The organism is Acinetobacter sp. WCHAc010052 (genome assembly GCF_002165295.2).
In the GTDB taxonomy this organism is placed as follows: Bacteria; Pseudomonadota; Gammaproteobacteria; order Pseudomonadales; family Moraxellaceae; genus Acinetobacter; species Acinetobacter chinensis.
In genome coordinates this window covers 2,510,679-2,527,239 of record NZ_CP032143.1, presented here as the reverse complement: position 1 = coordinate 2,527,239, position 16,561 = coordinate 2,510,679, and the positions used below count along the sequence as shown (strand labels likewise).

The 16,561-nt window shown below is 41.0% G+C and carries 16 protein-coding genes and 1 tRNA gene; 7 read left to right on the top strand and 10 right to left on the bottom strand.

Annotated elements, in window-relative coordinates; all coding sequences use genetic code 11:
* Positions 1–19 precede the first annotated feature (19 nt).
* From CDG61_RS12420 to rubA, 5 genes are all read right to left on the bottom strand, one after another.
* Positions 20–634, bottom strand: coding sequence for a response regulator transcription factor (locus tag CDG61_RS12420; RefSeq protein WP_147387794.1), 615 nt, complete (start codon positions 632–634; stop codon positions 20–22).
* Positions 635–1,188: 554 nt separating this feature from the next.
* On the bottom strand, positions 1,189–2,094 hold the full coding sequence (oxyR, locus tag CDG61_RS12415) for a LysR family transcriptional regulator OxyR (protein ID WP_087511922.1): 906 nt from the start codon (positions 2,092–2,094) through the stop codon (positions 1,189–1,191).
* Positions 2,095–2,107: 13 nt separating this feature from the next.
* A complete protein-coding gene (gene estB, locus CDG61_RS12410) occupies positions 2,108–3,043 on the bottom strand; it encodes an esterase EstB (RefSeq protein ID WP_087549387.1) in 936 nt (311 codons plus the stop codon).
* A gap of 57 nt (positions 3,044–3,100) precedes the next feature.
* Positions 3,101–4,279 carry an NAD(P)/FAD-dependent oxidoreductase gene (locus CDG61_RS12405; RefSeq protein WP_087549386.1) on the bottom strand — a complete coding sequence of 393 codons (1,179 nt, stop codon included), beginning with the start codon at positions 4,277–4,279 and terminating at the stop codon, positions 3,101–3,103.
* A 70-nt stretch (positions 4,280–4,349) separates the two neighbouring features.
* Positions 4,350–4,514, bottom strand: a complete 165-nt coding sequence (rubA, locus tag CDG61_RS12400) for a rubredoxin RubA (protein WP_087511919.1) — start codon at positions 4,512–4,514, stop codon at positions 4,350–4,352.
* A gap of 540 nt (positions 4,515–5,054) precedes the next feature.
* Here rubA and CDG61_RS12395 point away from each other — a divergent pair.
* Entirely contained in the window at positions 5,055–5,597 is a 543-nt protein-coding gene (locus tag CDG61_RS12395; protein WP_087549644.1) for an adenine phosphoribosyltransferase, read from the top strand.
* A gap of 74 nt (positions 5,598–5,671) precedes the next feature.
* Here CDG61_RS12395 and CDG61_RS12390 read toward each other — a convergent pair whose 3' ends face one another.
* On the bottom strand, positions 5,672–6,178 hold the full coding sequence (locus CDG61_RS12390; protein ID WP_087549385.1) for a YqiA/YcfP family alpha/beta fold hydrolase: 507 nt from the start codon (positions 6,176–6,178) through the stop codon (positions 5,672–5,674).
* A gap of 494 nt (positions 6,179–6,672) precedes the next feature.
* Between CDG61_RS12390 and lysS the strand changes: the two genes are divergently transcribed.
* Together lysS and CDG61_RS12380 are read left to right on the top strand one after the other, a co-directional pair.
* A complete protein-coding gene (lysS, locus tag CDG61_RS12385; RefSeq protein WP_087549384.1) occupies positions 6,673–8,199 on the top strand; it encodes a lysine--tRNA ligase in 1,527 nt (508 codons plus the stop codon).
* 523 nt (positions 8,200–8,722) lie between these two features.
* Positions 8,723–10,138: a capsule assembly Wzi family protein gene (locus CDG61_RS12380; protein WP_416240714.1), complete on the top strand. Its 1,416-nt coding sequence runs from the start codon at positions 8,723–8,725 to the stop codon at positions 10,136–10,138.
* 61 nt (positions 10,139–10,199) lie between these two features.
* On the opposite strand, the gene CDG61_RS12375 is transcribed toward CDG61_RS12380, so the two are convergent.
* The gene (locus CDG61_RS12375; RefSeq protein ID WP_087549382.1) at positions 10,200–10,745 is read right to left on the bottom strand and encodes a hypothetical protein; all 546 of its coding nucleotides are present in this window, start codon (positions 10,743–10,745) and stop codon (positions 10,200–10,202) included.
* A 269-nt stretch (positions 10,746–11,014) separates the two neighbouring features.
* Between CDG61_RS12375 and cysD the strand changes: the two genes are divergently transcribed.
* Entirely contained in the window at positions 11,015–11,923 is a 909-nt protein-coding gene (gene cysD, locus CDG61_RS12370; protein WP_171405646.1) for a sulfate adenylyltransferase subunit CysD, read from the top strand.
* A gap of 148 nt (positions 11,924–12,071) precedes the next feature.
* A complete protein-coding gene (gene cysN / locus CDG61_RS12365; protein ID WP_087549380.1) occupies positions 12,072–13,685 on the top strand; it encodes a sulfate adenylyltransferase subunit CysN in 1,614 nt (537 codons plus the stop codon).
* Between the two features lie 82 nt (positions 13,686–13,767).
* On the opposite strand, the gene CDG61_RS12360 is transcribed toward cysN, so the two are convergent.
* From CDG61_RS12360 to CDG61_RS12350, 3 genes are all read right to left on the bottom strand, one after another.
* Positions 13,768–14,040, bottom strand: a complete 273-nt coding sequence (locus CDG61_RS12360) for a hypothetical protein (RefSeq protein WP_087549379.1) — start codon at positions 14,038–14,040, stop codon at positions 13,768–13,770.
* Positions 14,041–14,309: 269 nt separating this feature from the next.
* The gene (locus tag CDG61_RS12355; RefSeq protein WP_087549378.1) at positions 14,310–15,173 is read right to left on the bottom strand and encodes a DMT family transporter; all 864 of its coding nucleotides are present in this window, start codon (positions 15,171–15,173) and stop codon (positions 14,310–14,312) included.
* A 55-nt stretch (positions 15,174–15,228) separates the two neighbouring features.
* The gene (locus tag CDG61_RS12350; protein WP_087549377.1) at positions 15,229–15,816 is read right to left on the bottom strand and encodes a TetR/AcrR family transcriptional regulator; all 588 of its coding nucleotides are present in this window, start codon (positions 15,814–15,816) and stop codon (positions 15,229–15,231) included.
* 275 nt (positions 15,817–16,091) lie between these two features.
* Between CDG61_RS12350 and CDG61_RS12345 the strand changes: the two genes are divergently transcribed.
* Positions 16,092–16,181: transfer RNA gene (locus tag CDG61_RS12345), tRNA-Ser, on the top strand.
* 173 nt (positions 16,182–16,354) lie between these two features.
* Positions 16,355–16,561, top strand: a complete 207-nt coding sequence (locus CDG61_RS17810) for a DNA/RNA non-specific endonuclease (RefSeq protein WP_118847332.1) — start codon at positions 16,355–16,357, stop codon at positions 16,559–16,561.

Genomic DNA, 16,561 nt, shown 5'->3' with positions numbered 1-16,561 from the left:
TTTATTGCGTACATTCAGATCAATGACATAAACAGTTTTGTTCATCCGACTGATACATGGATATTTTCCGGTAAATATTTTTGATGTAGCCTGGAATCATGTATTCAGGAATATGGAGATCATCTGAAATCTGCTCCAGTTCAATACCATGACCTGCCAGGTTTAATATTTCCTGTTCTGTATTGGTAAAACGAAAAGGCAGATCGGTCTTGCCTATACATTTCAGCATCAGCTGAGCAACTTCAGTGTCGATAGGTGAACCGCCCCTTAACGTCATAATCACCTGGTTCTTCTGCTGTTCAGGAGATTGATCTGTAAACAGATAACCCGAAATGCCAGCATGAATCGCCCGTAAAATTTTCACTGGGTCATGCCCTGAAATACCGATAATCAGCATCCCCTGATTGATCCGATGTAACTGCTGAATAACTTCTGGAGGGGTATCAAGATCGACCAGCAGTAAGTTCGGCAGGTGCCTGTCCATTATTCTGAAAGCGGTATCATCCTGTTCTGACTGAAAAATCAGATCATCAGGATAACCAATGTCAGTCAGTATATGTTTAAGTGAACTGTCAGGTTCATCACCATGATGCATGATCATAGCGGGTACAGGTAGAACGAGTTCTCTCAACATTTTTATTCTCAGATGCAGCTGAATCTTAATTTGAACTTTGAATGATTTTTGGGGTGAATGCCATACCTGGAATCAGGTATTTAAAGTAAACTTAAGTGTTTGTTGTATTAAGTTTTTTTATGAAAAATGGTTTTTTTGTTAATATCTAGTGGTGTTTTATTTCACATGTGAAATAAATTGATGATTTTAAAAAATTAAAAATTTATTGGATGGTAAATGGAAATGTTAAGTTCTGTAAGGCAAACAGGCTGTCTTCTGTAAGGATAGAAACAGATGAATTGCACTAAAAGTGATCAAATTTTATGAAATATACCAAATACCAGGGATATTCTGCTGATAATTTACTGATTACTATAAACATACTTTCTGCTTATCTGGCTAGCGGGAAGTATTCCAACTCCTTGAGGTGCCTATATTACGATTCAGTTTTGAGACGTTATATTTCTTACTTCGATCAGCTTACCTTCGGGTAAGCTTTTTTTTGCAGAAAATAAAGGAATTTACTGTGCATAAAAGAAAAGGAGCCGTAGCTCCTTTTTATAATATAACCAGATTCAGTGCAAATGCTGAGTGATCTTCTGCATAATCTGGAGGAGAACATCAAACTCACTTTGTAAAGGTGTGCTTTTTCGGGTCACCAGTGCAAGTGTTCTGTTAGGAGCAGACTCAATTGGTTTGATCATCAGTTCAGGGTTTGCTTTGATCATATTGGTATGAATTGCAATTTCAGGCAATAAAGTGAAACCCAGTTCAGCAGCCACCATTTCAACAAGTGTTGGCAATGAGCTTGCTTTCAGACGATGATCATTTTTACGCTCACCAATTGGGCAGGCACTTAAAGTGTGATCACGTAAGCAATGACCTTCTTCCAGCAACATCAGGCGTGACAGATCCAGATCATCCAGTGAAACTGCATTTACAGCATGCTGATCATTACGATGGCAAACCAGATACAGATTTTCTTTGGCAATTTCTGCAACTTTCAGACCACGGGTATCAAACGGAAGGGCGAGAGCAATCATGTCCAGATTACCGTGTTCCAGTTTTTCAACAATTTTTTCACTCTGAGCTTCATGCAGATGCAACTGAATTTTAGGCAGCTGTCTGTGCACTTCATCCAGCAGTTGAGCCAGAATGAACGGAGCAATTGTTGGAATAATTCCCAGATGGAGATCACCCGTCAGAGGTTCACTCATTTCCCTGCTCAGGCGCATCAGGTCCTGAGCATCTGCAAGCAGAACACGGGCTCGACCTACGACCTGTTCACCAAGCGGAGTTAAACGTACATTTTGACGGTCACGTTCAACCAGTACGCCGCCCAACAGACGCTCGAGTTCCATGATCCCGCCAGAAAGAGTTGACTGGGTCACAAATGAACGGCGCGCTGCTTCAGTAAAGTGCAGCGTTTCAGACAGCGTAACGAGATATGACAGCTGTCTCAGGGATGGTAATGCAGCCATAGTGTCCTAATGTTTATGAAAAGTGGTGAGCAAATAATCCGCTAAGGTATGGAATAAAATGCGGTGGGATATCATGCCCCATTCCGTCAATTAATTCAAACTTAGCATCAGGAATTGCCTTAGCAACGGCTTTACCATGACCTGGTGGGAGCAGACGGTCACGTGAACCATGAACTACGAGAGTCGGTTGTGTGATATGTCTGTCCAGTTGCAGCAATGAACCTGTACATAATATTGCTAAAAACTGTTGAAGTACACCCGCTGGATGATAACTTCGATTATATAATTTACGGGCGGTCTGCATGGCTTCCAGCTGATTGACGTAGCCAGGCGAACCAATAATTTTAAACAGTTTGATACTGTGGTTCACAATCCCGTCTTCTGTTGTCGATTCAGGTTTTCCAATCAGGCTGAACAGCTGTTTAGGAAAAGGTGGTGGTAGCAGTGGCTGGTTATTGCTGGTAAAAAGTAAGCCCAGTTTACTGACTTTTTCAGGATAACGGGCAGCAAGAATCTGGGCAATCATACCGCCCATGGATGCACCGATCACCTGAACCTTTTCCAGTCCTAAACGGTCAATCAGCAGTGAAGCATCTTCTGCCATATCGTAAAGATTATAAGGCGCTCCCTGATTTTCCAGTCCTAATGCAAAGCGTCCCATCAGTTTCAGAGTATTCAGGCGTGGACCTTTATGTCGGATTTTCGAAGACAGTCCAATATCACGATTGTCGTAACGAATCACACGATAGCCCTGATCAATCAGGGATTTACAGAAAAAATCAGGCCAGAACAACATCTGTGCACCCAGTCCCATAATCAGCAGAACAGGAGGGTGTTCAGGATGACCACCTGTTTCAACGTGCAGTTCAATACCGTTGCCTAGGTCAACCCGTGTTTCATGCATGAAAGCTGTATAAGGTGAATCTTTAAACTGTAAGGCACTGTTCATTTTTATTTTCCTGAATAAAGGACGTTCCGGTGAAAAAACGTCCTCATTATTTAAACCTTAAACTGTGACAGGAATCAAGTCCGGCACAAGTTTTGTCAGTGTCAGACGCTGTTTACCGGCAGTCGGTCCAAGTAATACAAAGCCACGCAATGTTGCATCTGAATCCAGGGCACGGGCAATCATGCCATCATCCAGTTCTTCCGTTTCCCAGGTAACCTCAACATCAGGAGGAGCAGGCAGTACGGTCAGAGGTGCCGTTGGTGTTTTAACAGCGACAGGCATTGCGGGGTAGTGTACTGCGGTGGATTCACCATTCAGGGTTTTTGCAAGTGCCCGTGCCTGTTGCATGATTGGCATGACATAAGGTAACAACAAGCCGTTGACTTCAGCACAGTCACCGACAGCAAAGATATCTGCATGACTGGTGTTTAACTGTAAGTTGGTCAGAATGCCGCGGCTGGTTTCAATGCCCGCAGATTTAGCCAGAGCAAGCTGTGGCTGTAAACCAATTGCAGAAAGAACAATATCTGCAGTTAAGGACTGACCATTGGCAAGAACGACCTGATAATCACCATGTTCTACACGGGAAATTTTTTCAACGGTTGTCCCCAGTACGAAACGGATGCCGGTTTCTTCCAGATTTTCTTTAAATGCTGTAGCCACGTGAGCAGGCAGCAGACGGCCCAGAGGTTGTGGAGCCAGGTCAATGACCGTGACTTTGTGTCCGGTATTCTGTAAATCGTTTGCAAATTCGCAGCCAATCAGACCAGCGCCCAGAATTACAACACGTTTGTCATTTCTAAGGGACAGATTTTCACGGAAAGTTTTATAGTCGTTCAGATTGTTAACGACATGAATATCATCACTGCCGTCGCCTGCAATGGCAAGGCGCACAGGATTTGCACCCACAGCAAGAATCAATTGTGAATAAGGCTGTGCGGTTTCTGTGCCATCTTTTTTGAGAATAATCTGATGCTGTTCAGACTGAAGTGCAGTTACTTCAGTCAGGGTTTCAATGCGTATATTCAGCTGAGCTGACATTTTAGCGGCATCACCCAGAGCAATCTGATCAGGGGCCTTATTTCCAACCAGTGCGTTGGAAAGAGTCGGTTTTGCATAGTTTACCGCATCATCTGCAGAAATCATGACCAGTTCCTGCTCAGGATTGAGCTTACGGAACTCACGCGCTACGGTATAACCCGCCATGCCTGAACCAATGATGACGATAGGATGCATATTTTTCTCCGTTAAATAAGGACATAAAAAAAGACCATAACAAAAGGTATGGTCTCTTAAAAAACGCTGATCAGATTTCTACCATTTCAAAGTCAGCTTTGGATACACCACAGTCTGGGCATGTCCAGTCATCAGGAATATCTTCCCATTTTGTACCCGCTGTAATGCCGTCCTGAGGCCAGCCTTCTGCTTCGTCATAAATCCATCCACAAACGATGCATTGATATTTTTTCATTTGACTCTCCAAACACTGATCTGCCAATGATAGTTGATCAGTAAAAATTCCATATACTGCAAGACTCTATTTGATATGACTTCATCTGTACATATTCGCTTAAATTTTTACGCAGTTCTATAGCTAATGTAAAGTGAATATCGGAGTTTAATCTCTCGATTTGAAATCAGAATGGCTGATCAGGACAAAACTTGTCAGGAAAAGCACAGAAATCATAAAATTGTAGGACAATCTATCGCGATTAATTTTGTGAGTGAAAGCAGTTGTCTATGGAAAATTATTCAGTGCAGAAGAGGATATACTCGATGTCTGAAAGGTGACTATGGACGAAAGTCCAGCTGCTAAAAATGGAATAATCTATTATTTTATAATAAGGTAGTTACATATTTAATATTTATTAAATAAATGATGGTAATAAAAACAATAAGTTATTGGTTTTTGATTCGTATGCTTCAGTCTGATCACTGTCTGAAAGGTGGTCAAAATTCTCTTAAAGATGTAAAATTCAACTATTCTTTTTTATTTTTGTATCATTCTCCCATGAACAATTTGTCTGCAACACTGTGGTCACAGATCCGTACTGTCCAGAATTTTCCAAAACCAGGGATCTGCTTTTACGATCTGACACCGCTTTTCATGAACAGCATTGAAACACTGACTGATGCTTTAATTGCAAGTATTCCTGCTGAACAGCTTGAAGCAGTGGATAGCTTTATTGCTGTTGAAGCACGCGGATTTGTTCTGGCAACGTTGCTGGCACAGCGAACAGGCAAAGCACTGATTCTGGTCAGAAAAGCAGGAAAACTGCCTCCTCCGGTTGTAGGCGTGGGATACAGCCTTGAATATGGTCTGGATCGACTGGAAATGTCGGCTGAACTCAGCTCACAGAAAGTGATCATTGTAGATGATGTTCTTGCAACGGGTGGTACGCTTAAAGCAGTAAAACAGCTTGCTGAAAAATGTAATCACGAGGTGCTGGGTGCCAGCATTTTCCTTGATTTACCTGATCTGCATGGCGATCTTGGTCTGAACATCTGGTCTTCACTGAATAATCAGCAGCAGCCGGCTCAGGACGTTGCGTAATCAGTATCTGAAAGTTTTTATTCTTCAGCTTGATGAGGAATAGAAAATAAAAAACCTGCATTTTTGCAGGTTTTTTATTTTTTCAGGAAATGTTCTTCTGTGTACTGAATCAGATGGTTCAGATTTTCAGGGCAGGAGAGCCGATGGTGTCCTCCTTCCAGTGCCTGAATCTGCATATAGGGTTCGATCTGTTGAACGACTTCATACATATCTAAAATTTCATCCCCCAGTTCTATATAAGCCAGCTGAGGAATATCATTTTCAAGCTCTTCTTCAGAGATGGGTGGATAGTCACTTCTGAAATCCGGATGCAGACTTGGATTGGCGATAATGGCTGGAATTTTATGATAACTCGACATTTTCAGTGCCCAGTAAGCCCCCAGGCTATGTCCCACCAGAATCTCAGGTTTTATGTTGTGAATGATGTCGTGATAGAAACTGGCAACGGTCTGGTAATTCAGGTTGCGATAATCCACATCAATACAGAATTTTTGTACTGCATGAATGGCATGGAATTTTGTGGATTCCCTGGAAGAATCAAGTCCATGCAAAAACAGAATTTTTGAAGTGCAAGTATTCATTAATTATTGCGTTTACCTGTATTTATCTCAAAGAGCGTAATATATGAATTACTGTCTTTTTCGGGTGTTTTACCAAGAGAATTGTATGTATTTATCTGATTTACCGCAGTTAGCTTTTGGTCTAAGGTCAGGGGACTGTTCAGATGATTCTGTTAAATAAATACTTGGAGGAAATACAGGAGATTGATTTTGATGGGGCAGTTGTTGGGCAGGTTTTCAGGTGATGAATCTGGACAGTTTACAGATTTCCATTCAGTGAACTGCTCTGTCGGTCAGGTGTTGTCATGAGGATTGAATCATAAAGACAGAATAATCATTTTTAATTCAACAGATGGCATGGTTCCAGGCATGATAAAAGCCACTTATAAGCCATCAAGGATCTCATTTTCCACTGTTTTTATTGTTTTAAGCTGTTCTTTGGCTTTTATTCATGCGCATAAAGCTGTAAATCTGCTATGCTATGCAACTTCCGTTTTTATACACTCGAGGCAGAAATGACGCAAAATAACGCTCAATCGACTTCTGAACAACCTATTTCCGAAAACGATTTAATTGCACAGCGTCATGCCAAGTTAAAGCAGATACAGGATCATGCGAAAGAAACAGGTGTCAGCCCATGGCCGAACACCTTTAAGCGTGAGCATTATGCACAGGATTTACAGGATCAGTTCGCAGACCTGGACAAAGAACAGATTGAGTCTGGTGAAAAGGTTCATGTGAAAGTTGCTGGTCGTGTCATGCTGAACCGTGGATCATTTATCGTGATTCAGGACATGACAGGTCGTATTCAGCTTTATGTTGCCCGTAAAGAACTGGCACCTGAAGTACTTGAAACTGTGAAAAGTCTTGATCTTGGCGATATTATTGCAGTTGAAGGCTATATTGGTCGTTCAGGCAAGGGCGATCTGTATGTTCACATCGAACAGTTTGAACTGTTGACCAAATCACTGCGTCCTTTACCTGATAAATTCCATGGTCTGACCGATACAGAAGTAAAATACCGTAAGCGTTACCTGGACTTGATTGTTAACGAAGAGACACGTAAAACTTTTGAAATCCGTGCAAAAGTCGTGTCAGGTATCCGTAACTATTTAGCCAATGAACGTTTCATGGAAGTTGAAACGCCAATGATGCATGTGATTCCAGGTGGTGCATCTGCGCGTCCATTTGAAACACATCACAACGCACTGGATATGCCTTTATTCCTGCGTATTGCGCCTGAGCTTTATTTAAAGCGTCTGGTGGTTGGTGGTTTTGAACGTGTATTCGAAATTAACCGTAACTTCCGTAACGAAGGTGTTTCGACTCGCCACAACCCAGAATTTACCATGATTGAGTTCTATCAGGCTTATGCAGACTACAAAGACCTGATGGCTTTGACTGAAAGCATGCTTGAAAAGCTGGCAATCGATATCCTGGGTTCTACTGACGTTTCTTATGGCGATGAAGTTTACAGCTTCAAAGGTCCATTCAAGAAAATTTCAATGTTTGATGCGATTCTTGAAAATAATCCATCATTTACAGCTGAAAATGTTGCTGACCGTGAATTCCTGGCAAAATTTGTCAAAGACGAGCTGAAAGAACAGGTTAAACCTGGTTTTGGTCTGGGCAAACTGCAGACCATCGTGTTTGAAGAAACTGTGGAAACCAAACTGCGTCAACCGACATTTATTACTGAGTATCCAGCGGAAACTTCTCCATTGGCACGTCGTAATGATGACAATCCTCACATTACTGACCGTTTTGAATTCTTTATTGGTGGTCGTGAACTGGCGAATGGTTTCTCAGAGCTGAATGACCCGATTGATCAGGCTGAGCGTTTCCAGGCACAGGTTGCTGAAAAAGATGCTGGTGATGATGAAGCAATGCATTATGACGCTGATTTCGTTGAAGCACTTGAATACGGTTTACCTCCAACAGCTGGTGAAGGTATTGGTATTGACCGTCTTGTTATGCTGTTTGCCAACGCACCAAGTATCCGTGATGTGATTTTATTCCCTCATATGCGTCATAAAAATTAATTTTGAAATGACGTTTAAAAAAGCCACTTGATTAAGTGGCTTTTTTATTGGGCGTCTGTTGAGCCCATGTATCTATAGGCTTGGTCTGTCAGGACAGTCATTCATGTGAATATATGTAATATTAGATTATTCGATAAATTAATAATTAAAAAACAGAGCATTTAAAAGAGGAAAAGTTAAATATAAAACGGGTGTGGCTTTGGGTTTTTATCAGGGATAGACGTGTTTTTCTGACTTTTTAATATGTGATTTAAGTCATGATTTATTTGAAATGGTAGATATTTAACGGGTTTTTGTTGGCGATTTTGCACTTTTTTTGCTCATATTTCAGGTCTTTAAGTGACTTATGTAACACTGCGCATATTAAGTGTGTGGATTGAATGTTTTTTAAGCTTATCGCGTTCTGTTTTGTTAATTAATGTAAAAATAGAGTAATAAGTATATAGAATCATTCAAAATATTCCCAATGATGAAAAATGAAAGAAGTATGCCAGTGAAACGTTCCCACTTATTTTCAGCTTTAATGCTGACATTATTCAGCCAGCAAGGATGGACACAGGGTCTGATCCTGAACAGCGAAACGCTTAGAACAGATCTGAACTGGTTGAACCAGCAGGGTGTCATTCAGATCAGTACATCTACCTGGCCAATGAGTGGCGATGAAATTCAACGGGCATTATCTCAGGCAAAGATCAGCTCTCCTGTACAGGAAAAAGTAGTAGCTTCCATTCTGAATGAGCTGAAAGCAGATAATGAGATTGCGAAAATTGGATTGTTTGCAGGCACAGACCAGAAAGAAATTCCTCAGTCTTTTGCTGCCTCCCAGAAAGCTCAGTATGCAGCTGCATTGGAACTGAATGCAGGTGGTGCAAACTGGGATGCTAAAATTCGGGTAAATGGTGAAAAAGACCCTCGGATTGATCATGATCAGGATGTCAACGTCGAAGGTTCTTATATTGCAGGAAAACTCTGGAATCAGTGGCTCATAGCGGGTCAGATCCCGACTTATTGGGGACCAGGACATGACGGTAGTCTGATCCGTGGTGATGCAAGTCGTCCAGTTTATGGTTTTACGGCACAGCGAGCTGAACAGAGTGCTTTTGAGACTAAATGGCTGTCATGGATTGGACCCTGGCAGTATCAGGCTTTTGCGGGTCAACTTGATGATTATAAAGCTGTACCGGACGCAAAGCTCGTGGGCTTACGATTCACCGCTCAACCGCTTCCTTATCTGGAAGTAGGTGCTTCAAGAGCGTTCCAGTGGGGTGGTGAAGGTCGCCCGGAAAGTTTCAGTTCTTTATGGGATGCTTTTGTTGGAAATAAAGATAATGGTGGAACAGGTGAAGCAGATCCATCCAATCAGGTGGGTGGTTTTGATGCACGTCTGAATCTGAATCACTGGTTACAGGTACCTGCCAGTATTTATGGGCAGTTTATCGGTGAAGATGAGGCGGGTGGATTACCGGCTAAAAAAATGTATCTGGCAGGGGCGGACTATTCATCCAGTTTCCGCAACATGCCATATCAGTTATATGCTGAATGGGCTGATACACGGACAAATGGTAAGGTGAAAGGTATTTCCTATAATCATACGATTTACAAGGATGGCTACTATCAGCATGGTTTCCCGTTAGGACATGCTATGGGTGGTGATGGTCAGATGGTTTCGGTCGGTGGTGATATCCGGTTGGATCCACTTAACCGTCTGAATGGTCGGGTCATGGTCGTTAAGGTGAATGGTTCTGACCGTCTGACCAATGCAGCATTCCCTCAGAAAGATGAAATCAAGGCAGTAGACCTGACCTGGTCACATTATTTGCGTCCTGATATTCCGCTGAAAGTTAATGGCTGGATCAGTGATTCAGATGTCAACGGTAATGATGGCGGTGCTTCAATCGGAATAGAATTTCCTTTAGACAAGAGCCTGTTGGGCTATTGATTGATGAATAAAAAAGTCCCTTTGGGGACTTTTTTTTATTGCCACGGTTCATTACAAAGGTTTATTGAAGCAATGCAGTCTGAATTCTGACTTTCATATCCAGGGACTGCTGGACAATAAAGTCTTTCATCCATGCACGTTGCTCACCCATAGGATTTGTTTTAAATGCAGTATGTAAAAAAGTAAGCGTTTCATGATGAAAAAACTGCGCATCCAGTGCAGATTCAAGCTGGGCTGCATTTGCATTCAAAGGAAGATGGATCAGATAAAAACCTTTTGGATAATTATAAAAAGCATAGAGTAGGTTAAATGCTTTCTGATCAGCTTTCAGATTCCCCGCCCCAATTTCATATTGGCGGTTCTGATCACTGTGTGTAATTCCGATTAAAAACTCAGTCTGATTATCGGAAATACGCAGACCAAACTGAAGACCGATCTGATCGGCACTGTGTTCATGCTGGACAAAAATATTCAGAGCTTTTGCAGCATCATTCAATGGTTCCTGCAGCACAAGCAGATGTGCCTGATGCTGATAAATAAATCCTGCAAGATGAGCCTGTTCCAGGCGGTTTTTAATTTGTGCAATGTTCATCAGGCTGTACAGTATATGCTGAAAGAAGAATACTTTAGGGGCTTTTGGGGCGGACAGAAAGGTCTGACTTAGAGTAAATAACGATGAGCTTATCAGCGATATTTAGATTACAGGATACTTAATAAAAACTTATACTGATTATAAGTTTTGTTTTATATGATGATTTTGCATATCAATATAACAAAACAAGCAATAGTCTGCATATGTAAATCACTATAATGAATAAATATTGTTGAATGTGTAATAAGTACACAACTATTTGAGCTGGTGCTGTCAAAATGCCTATATCTGAGGAAAGACTTACTCATCTTAAACAGCTTGAAGCTGAGAGTATTCATATTATCCGTGAAGTTGCTGCTGAATTTGAAAATCCAGTGATGCTTTACTCAATCGGGAAAGACTCAGCTGTCATGCTGCATCTTGCTTTAAAAGCATTCTATCCTGCAAAACTTCCTTTCCCACTGTTGCATGTCGACACAGGCTGGAAGTTCAAGGACATGATCACGTTCCGCGATAACATGGCGAAAGAACATGGTTTCGATCTGATCGTACATCAAAATAAAGAAGGCAAAGACGCCAACGTCAATCCATTTGATTATGGTAGCTCTAAATATACGGATATCATGAAAACTCAAGGCTTAAAACAGGCTTTGGATAAATATCAGTTTGATGCTGCATTTGGTGGTGCGCGCCGTGATGAAGAAAAATCACGTGCCAAAGAGCGTGTTTACTCGTTCCGTGACAATAAACACCGTTGGGACCCTAAAAACCAGCGCCCTGAACTTTGGAATCTTTACAATGGTAAAGTGAACAAAGGTGAAAGTATCCGTGTGTTCCCATTGTCAAACTGGACTGAACTGGACATCTGGCAATATATCTACCAGGAAAGTATTCCTTTGGTGCCTTTGTATCTGGCTGCTGAGCGTCCTGTGGTTGAGCGTGATGGTACGCTGATCATGGTGGATGATGAACGCATGCGCTTAAAAGAAGGCGAAGTTCCACAAATGAAATCGGTACGTTTCCGTACTTTGGGCTGTTATCCATTGACAGGTGCAGTTGAATCTACAGCGGATACCTTGCCTGAAATTATCCAGGAAATGCTTCTGGCAACAAGTTCTGAACGTCAAGGTCGTATGATTGACCATGATGAAGCAGGCTCGATGGAAAAGAAAAAGCAGGAAGGTTATTTCTAACAGTTTATAAATCTTATCCCTGATAAATCTCTCCCCTTGCGCAGCAGTGCTGCTCATCTTTAGAAAAGAGAGGAGAATTTCCCCCTTTGAAAAAGGGGGATACAGGGGGATTAAACCGATTTCTAAAGAATATGTGGAGCTTTGAGCAATGTCTCATCAATCAGAATTGATTAGCCAGGATATCCTGGCGTATTTAAAACAGCACGAAAATAAAGACTTATTGCGTTTTCTCACTTGCGGTAACGTGGATGATGGTAAATCGACTTTGATTGGTCGTTTACTTTACGATTCAAAATTGATTTATGAAGATCAATTACAAGCCGTTACCCGTGACTCGAAAAAAGTCGGTACGACAGGTGATGCACCTGATTTAGCATTACTTGTCGATGGTCTGCAAGCGGAACGTGAGCAGGGCATTACTATTGATGTAGCATATCGTTATTTCTCTACAGAAAAACGTAAGTTCATCATTGCCGATACCCCAGGGCATGAGCAGTACACTCGTAACATGGCGACAGGTGCGTCTACGGCTGATCTTGCGATTATCCTGATTGATGCTCGATATGGCGTACAAACACAGACTCGTCGTCACTCATTTATTGCGAGCCTGTTGGGTATTCGTAATATCGTGGTTGCGATCAATAAAATGGATCTCGTTGAATTTTCAGAAGCGCGCTTCAATGAAATTCAAGAAGAATATAATGCATTCGTAAATCAGTTAGGCGATCGTAAACCTGCCAATATCATCTTCACGCCAATTTCTGCGTTGAATGGTGATAACGTGGTAAATCCATCACCAAATACGCTATGGTATACAGGTAAAACCCTGATGAATACCCTGGAAACGCTTGAAATTACACGTGATACCAGTGCGCACGAGTTCCGTTTCCCTGTGCAATATGTCAACCGTCCAAACCTCGACTTCCGTGGTTTCTGTGGCACGATTGCTTTAGGTGAAGTGAAAGTTGGCGATGAACTTGTCGCTTTACCATCGGGCAAAAAATCGACGGTTAAAGAAATCGTGACTTTTGATGGCAATCTTGAACATGCGATTGCAGGTCAAGCGGTGACATTGACATTGAATGATGAAATCGATGTTTCTCGTGGTAATGTCCTTGTGAAAGCAGGCGAGCAACCGTCTTTGTCTCGTTCTGTACGTGCCTCTGTAGTGTGGATGGCGGATCAACCACTTGTGATTGGTAAGCTATATAACGTAAAAATTGGTACGCAAACGATTCCTGCGAAAGTTGCGAAAATCAACTTCCGTACTAACGTGAATACTTTGGAAAAAATCCAGGTTGAACAGCTTGATCTGAATGCAATTGCAGATGTTGAGATTGAGTTTGATGCACCTGTGGTATTTGACCGTTATCAGGACAGTCGTTATACAGGTTCGTTCATCTTCATCGACCGTTTAAGCAACGTCACTGTTGGTGCGGGTATGGTAGAAGCTGCGGTGGAATGGACTGCACATGATGAGCCTGTGACTGCTGAAGCACGTGCTGCACGTTTGGGGCAAAAGCCTGCTGTGGTTGCGGTATCTGCGAAAGCACTTGAGAATGCGCAATCACTTGAAAGTGTTTTGATTCAGCAAGGTATTGTTGCCATTGCCAAAGCAGGTTTATCTGCTGAGCAGGTTGCATTGCTTCGTCAGACGGGTGTGGTGATCATCAGTGATGTTGCGCAAGGCGCCGATGTAAGTTTTGCTCAGGAAACTGTTGAAGAACTGGCAGAAAAAATTGTGGAATTGGTTCGTCTTTAAGAGATCGGATTGATTGAAAAAAACCCGCGAAAGCGGGTTTTTCTATGCATGATTAATGTTGCTAAGACACCCTTTTACAGTCCTAAAACAAAGAGAAAAACCATAAAACAAGTTTAAGACCACCGAAACCGAATGCAGCGAAAACATTGAATACAATAAATACAAAGATTAGCCAACCGCTGGCGCCTGATGTTTTACTTGCATTCTGTTCATAAATCGCAGCAATGATGATGCACAATACCTCAATGATCATTACGGTTTTAATCAAAAATACTGAATAGCCTAATAGATTGAGCCATCCGTACATGAGTGCAGCAATCAAGCTTCCGAACAAGACGGTAAAAATGGCAAACATTGATTGAAATCCTTGTCTTGTCAATATTTAGAACTAAAATTGGTAAAATAACCAGATGACAAAATGAACAATAGTTAAGTTAAAACCATTGAAAATTACAAAGGAAAAAGAGACGGCTCATTTTCATGATTGAACATGTGATTCACCTGAGCTTTGCATATCTGACATATACTTTAATCATATTAAAATACGCTTTAAATGATTAAAAATATAAATAAATAGGTCTCTTTGCAAAAAATATTGATTAACTATGGGTTTTAATATCATTTTTAACTTTTGAGAATTGCTTTATTGCGATAAACCAGATACACCCCACTCAAAATCGCCACAATCCCAACATAGTCAAAGGCAGACAGTTGCGTTCTAAAAATTATAAAGTCCAGAATCAAGGTTACAAGCGGTACGAGATAAAACAGACTTGTGGTATTGACTAGATTACCTGACTGCAACAGCTTGTAAAAAATCAGTTGAGCGACTACAGAAATAATAATCCCTTGATATAAAACAGGAATCCAAAAGTCTAAATTCATTTCAAAGTCAAAGGACTGAAATGGGATAATTAAGGCAATAAAAATCAGTGAAATCACATATTGTAGAGGTAAAACTTGCCACGGTTTTTCCGAAATTTTACGTTGTAAAATCACACCAGTCGTTATACATGCCAGACAAATAATCGAGGAAACCGTTGCCCATAGCGATAATTTATTCACAAACAGATTGTTATAAACTAAAAAGATAATCCCGATAAAACTCAGAATCAGCCCAACTAACTTCACTTTAGAAAAGCTTTTCTCGGTGATAAAAAAGGTCAAAATCGGCTGTAAAGCTAAAATGGTCGAAAGAAGTCCCGGTGAAATCCCAAACTCAAGCGATAAAAAGTAAAACAGGGTATAACCGGTAATGAGAAAACAACCTGTCAAAATCACATATTTATAAGGTGTATTCTGCGGTAAAAAAGCCTGTTTGCTGATGATGCAAAACAAAGAAATCAGTACAGTCGCAATGAGAAAACGAAAGAACAGAAAGGGAATGACAGCCCCATGATGCAGTCCCCATTTGGTAAAAATGGCGGCACTTCCCCATAACAGGACAAAAGCACTGATACTGATCAGACCTGATTGTTTGGCGTTCATTGCAAACTTCCTTTTATTACGTTGATTTTGTTGTTTTTAAATATTGGGAAATGAATTATTTTCCTGTGAGTTTTAATTGGGTTTGTATCAGGTCTTCCGCCATTTTCCGAACTATAATCAGCTTGTCACTTGAACATTCCAGACCTGCACGGGCGATTGAACCCTCAAGCAGAAAAGACAACATGGTGGCGATGTATTGAATCTGCTCATAATCAGAAAATAATTCACTTAAATGTTCAGTTAACAATTGCTCAATACCTTCTTTAAGCAATTTCACTGCATTACGTTCAGGGCTGTGTGCAGGAAATTCCGCAGCTGCATTGAGCATGCCACAACCTCGGAAACCATTGTCCACTGCGGACTCTGCATGATCACGATAGGCATCAAACACTGCTAAAATTTTATCCAATGGTGTATGGACTGTTTCCAGGCGTTTGGCATACAAGGCTTGCCATTCGATATTACGCGACTCGATATAGGCTTCCACCAGATCAGCTTTGGATGGAAAATTGTTATACAGCGACATTTTGGCAACGCCTGCTTGATCTGTAATGGTATTGATGCCTGTCGCATGAATGCCATCTTTGTAGAATAAAGTTTTAGCTGCATCCAGAATTTTATCTTTGGCTTGATTTGCTTTCATAATTTATAAAATAGATATACCGATCTACCTAATTATAAACATGTCTGATTGAAATTCAATCTTCTTGTATGAGGATGAGATGGAAATTGCTGGCATTTTTGTAATGAATAAATAGTCCGTGCGTGAACTGGAACTGCATAATCCGTTTATTTTTTCTTTTATTGTATAAAAATTATAAGTTTAAAATAAATTTGTGCTTATTTTGATCGTTTGGTGTTGGTGGAGCATAAAAATAATTGCCAAGTATTTAAAATATTTATATGATAGGCGCCATTGGAAGCGTGGCAGAGCGGTTTAATGCACCGGTCTTGAAAACCGACGAGGGTGTGAGTCCTCCGTGAGTTCGAATCTCACCGCTTCCGCCAGATATGAAAAAGCCCTTGTATTTACAAGGGCTTTTTTTTGCTAAAATTTTATAAATGCTGCACAAAGCATGACTTGCATTATTGAAACCAGGAAAATACTTTATATTGTTTGTCAGACTACGCTTAGCAGTCTTTAATGTGGGCGTTCTGTTACACTCTCAGATGGGACTTTACTGAAAAATTTAAATCAGAGTCGTTATAAAACAGATTTTGAAAATCCTGTAGCCGAAATTTATAGACAAACAGGTAAGAATGTTCCTGTTAAGATTGAGGTGATTTATGATAGTAATAAAATTCGTCCAGAAGGTTTTGTAACTAAATATCAGAAAGTAGATGGTACTTGGGTTAGAGTTCAATTTGAAAATAGAGCAGGTGGGTAA